The sequence below is a fragment of the Devosia sp. genome, from assembly GCF_034675085.1.
Lineage (GTDB): Bacteria > Pseudomonadota > Alphaproteobacteria > Rhizobiales > Devosiaceae > Devosia.
Genome location: NZ_JAUCDN010000326.1, coordinates 1 through 3,591, shown reverse-complemented (window position 1 = coordinate 3,591; position 3,591 = coordinate 1). Strand labels below are relative to the sequence as shown.

The window sequence follows — 3,591 nt, the reverse complement described above, 5'->3', positions numbered from 1 at the left end:
TGGCCCCGCTCCTGCGCAATCTCATCACCCCCACCCGCACCCGCGCCCGCATTTACGACAAGGGCGGCCTGCTCATCCTGGACAGCGAGAACATCTATGCGCGGGCCAGTCCGCGCAGCCGCAGCGACACGCCGGCGGGGAGCGGCTTCTTCCTGCTCGACTGGTGGAACACCGTCATCGCCTGGGTGCCGGGCGACAATTATCCCAAATATCAGGATTACGGCCCCGACGAAGGCGGGCGCTATCCCGAAGTGGCCTCGGCGCTCAGCGGCGCGCCAGCCGATTTCGTGCGCGTCGACGCACAGGGCCGGCTCGTCGTCTCGGTGGCGGTGCCGGTGCAGCGGGTGCGGGCGGTGGTGGGGGCGATCCTGCTCTCCACCGCGCCGGGCGATATCGACGCCGTGGTGGCCCAGGAGCGCTGGAGCATATTGCGCATCGCCATGATCGCGGCCGGGGTGCAGATCGCGCTTTCCCTGCTTCTGGCCGGTACCATAGCCGGGCCGATGCGGCGGCTGTCGGCGGCGGCCGAGCGGGTGCAGACCGCCGGCAATGCCCGCGCCGAAATCCCCGATTTTTCCGATCGGCAGGACGAGATCGGCCATCTGGGCGGGGCGCTGCGGCGCATGACCGACGCGCTTTACAACCGCATCGAGGCCATCGAGCGCTTCGCCGCCGACGTGGCCCACGAACTCAAGAACCCGCTGACCTCGCTGCGCAGCGCCGTGGAGACCCTGCCTTTGGCCAAGCGCAAGGAGGACCAGGAGCGCCTGACCGCCATCATCCAGCACGACGTCAAGCGCCTGGACCGGCTGATCACCGACATTTCCAGCGCCAGCCGGCTCGATGCCGAACTGGCCCGCGAGGGCTCGGACCGGGTCGATGTGGAAAAGCTGGCCGAAACCATGGTTTCCATCCAGAAGGACGTGGCCACCGGGCGCGGCGTGCGGGTGGAGCTGGCCAAGCGCGGCGGCCGAGGGCCCGGCATCGTCAATGGCCATGAAAGCCGGCTGGCGCAGGTCTTTGCCAATCTCATCGACAACGCCGTCTCCTTCTCGCCCGAGGGCGGGCTGGTCTCGGTGGTCCTTTCTACCGACGCCGAAAACGTGACGGTGAGCGTCAGCGACGAAGGCCCCGGCATTACCGGCGACGCCAGCCGCATCTTCCAGCGCTTCTACACCGACCGCCCCGACGCCGAGAGCTTCGGCGACCATTCGGGGCTGGGCCTGTCCATTTCCAAGCAGATCGTGGACGCCCACAAGGGCACGATCAAGGCGCAGAACCGCCAGGATCGCTCGGGCGCCGTGTTCACGGTTGTCTTGCCCCGCGCCCGGAAATAAACTGGCGCCATGAAGACACCCATCAACCTGCACGGCACCGGACTGCTCCTGGGCTCGACCGGCATATTGCTGCGCGGTCCCTCGGGCGCCGGAAAATCCGTTCTCGCCCTGTCCCTGCTCGATCGCTGGGAGGGCAGGGGCCTGTCGGCTTTCCTGGTCGCCGACGACCGCATCGATCTCGTCGAGCAGGGCGGGCACCTCGTCATGCAGGCGCCCGAGCGCCTCGAAGGGCTGATCGAATTGCGCGGCCGCGGCATCGTGCGCCGACCCCATCGCGCGCTCGCCCCGCTGCATCTGGTGGTCGACCTCGTGCCCGATCTCATCCGCATGGTGGAGGAAGACCAGCTCGAAACCGAACTGGCCGGGATCGGGCTGGCGCGGGCGCCCGTGCCCATGGCGGGCGTGGTGAGCCTGGGCCACCAGACGCTGCTGGTGGCAGAAGCCATCGCCGCCCTCGAAACCGGCCGGGCGATGTGATAAGAATCGGCTCGAACCCCTGCCCCCTGCGGCAGGAATGGCTGGAATGTCGGCGGTTGCGTTTCCCCGCACCCGCCCGGCAGGCTGGGGACTTTGCATGATCGGTCTTGTTCTGGTGACGCATGGCGCGCTCGCCAATGAGTTCAAATCGGCTCTCGAGCATGTGGTGGGGCCGCAGGATTATTGCGAAACCATCGCCATCGGCCCCGACGACAATATGGAAGAGCGGCGCAACGACATCCTGGCGGCGGTGGATCGCGCCGACCAGGGGAGCGGCGTCATCGTCTTGACCGACATGTTCGGCGGCACGCCCTCGAACCTGGCCATTTCGGTGATGCAGAACCGCGATGTCGAGGTGATCGCCGGGGTGAACCTGCCCATGCTGGTCAAGCTCGGGCGGGTGCGCGCCGATCTCGACATCAAGGATGCGGTGGCCCAGGCCCAGGAGGCGGGGCGCAAATACATCACCGTCGCCAATTCCATCCTGGGAGCGGGCTGAGCATGGCCCGCCCCGTGACGCGGAAGCGCCGCTGATGGATGGAGACCGCGCCGTCGCCCAGCAATTGACCATCGTCAACCGCAAGGGCCTGCATGCGCGCGCCTCGGCGCGTTTCGTGCGCACCGCCGAATGCTTCGACGCCCATGTGCAGGTGATCAAGGACGGCACCGCCGTCAATGGCGATTCCATCATGGGCCTGATGATGCTGGGCGCCGGTCCCGGCAGCACCATATTGGTGCAGGCCAGCGGCAAGCAGGCCCGCGAGGCGCTGGAGGCCATTGTCGAACTGGTCAATAACGGCTTCGACGAGGACAGCGATGGGCTGACGGGGTAGGCGGGCGTCTCAGCCTGCGCTCTCGTCGCCGGTGCGCCCGCCGGGCCCCATCCCCATTCCACCGCCGCCCATTCCCCCCATGCCACCGCCCCCGCCGCCACCCGAACCGCCGCCGGCGGCGCCGGATTTGCCGCGATTGCCGGCGGCGGAGGGGCGGGAGGGGCCTTGCAGGGGAATGGTGACGGAAGAGGAAATGGGGGCAAGGTCGAGCGCTTCGCGGATGAAGTCGCGCAACGACACCACCAGCTCGCCGGTGCGGATGGACTTGCCGGCCACCATATCGCCGGCGGCGATGCTGGCCAGCCGCACCTGCTCCTCGGTGCCCAAAAGGATGATGTCGGAGAGCGCCGCCTCCACCGCGTCGCGGATCTGGCGCGCCCGCTCGGCGGCAGGGCCGTCCTGGTCCGGAGGCGGGGTCAGGTCGATGCGCACGTCTTCTTCAGGACCGGCCTCGCCGGCCTTGTGGTGCCGGTCGCGCTTATGGGCGGGGCTGACCTCCAGCCGGCCGGTGAACGAGCCGCCCAGCGTCTTGTAGGCCGCGATAAGGGTCTTGAGCCGCTCGTTGATCTGCCGGTTGAGCCGCTGCTGGCGCTGCTGGATGGTCATCATCATGATGAGCCTTATGCCCATGCCCAAAAGCGTGAACAGCACCAGCCCCAGAACGGTGGTGAGGACGCCTTCCCAGGAACTGAAGTCGAAAGACCGCATGATCGGCTCCGTGTGATGAAGGCTTGATTATGCGGGGGAGGGGCGGGTTTGGGAATCCGGCGTTTGGAAAATAACAATCAGATATAAGCATTCCTTTATGTCCGGGATTGATCGGTTTTCCGCCCTTGCGTATAGCTGGGGCAATTGTTTTTCCCTGCGGAGCCCGCCATGAGCACCAAATCGACCGATTATGCGGTCAAGGATATTTCCCTCGCCGGTTTCGGCCGCAAGGAAAT

At 66.9% G+C, this 3,591-nt stretch carries 5 protein-coding genes; 4 read left to right on the top strand and 1 reads right to left on the bottom strand.

Features of this window, described 5'->3' with window-relative positions:
• The 4 genes from VDP82_RS15675 to VDP82_RS15660 form a co-directional block, all read left to right on the top strand.
• Window positions 1–1,337 (top strand): stimulus-sensing domain-containing protein (locus VDP82_RS15675; RefSeq protein ID WP_323015762.1); only part of this gene is annotated, 1,337 nt, incomplete at its 5' end.
• Between the two features lie 9 nt (window positions 1,338–1,346).
• Window positions 1,347–1,814 carry an HPr kinase/phosphatase C-terminal domain-containing protein gene (locus tag VDP82_RS15670; RefSeq protein ID WP_323015761.1) on the top strand — a complete coding sequence of 156 codons (468 nt, stop codon included), beginning with the start codon at window positions 1,347–1,349 and terminating at the stop codon, window positions 1,812–1,814.
• 97 nt (window positions 1,815–1,911) lie between these two features.
• Window positions 1,912–2,313: a PTS sugar transporter subunit IIA gene (locus VDP82_RS15665; RefSeq protein WP_323015760.1), complete on the top strand. Its 402-nt coding sequence runs from the start codon at window positions 1,912–1,914 to the stop codon at window positions 2,311–2,313.
• Between the two features lie 34 nt (window positions 2,314–2,347).
• The gene (locus tag VDP82_RS15660; RefSeq protein ID WP_323015759.1) at window positions 2,348–2,647 is read left to right on the top strand and encodes an HPr family phosphocarrier protein; all 300 of its coding nucleotides are present in this window, start codon (window positions 2,348–2,350) and stop codon (window positions 2,645–2,647) included.
• A 9-nt stretch (window positions 2,648–2,656) separates the two neighbouring features.
• Here VDP82_RS15660 and VDP82_RS15655 read toward each other — a convergent pair whose 3' ends face one another.
• Window positions 2,657–3,355: a hypothetical protein gene (locus VDP82_RS15655; RefSeq protein WP_323015758.1), complete on the bottom strand. Its 699-nt coding sequence runs from the start codon at window positions 3,353–3,355 to the stop codon at window positions 2,657–2,659.
• Window positions 3,356–3,591 lie beyond the last annotated feature (236 nt).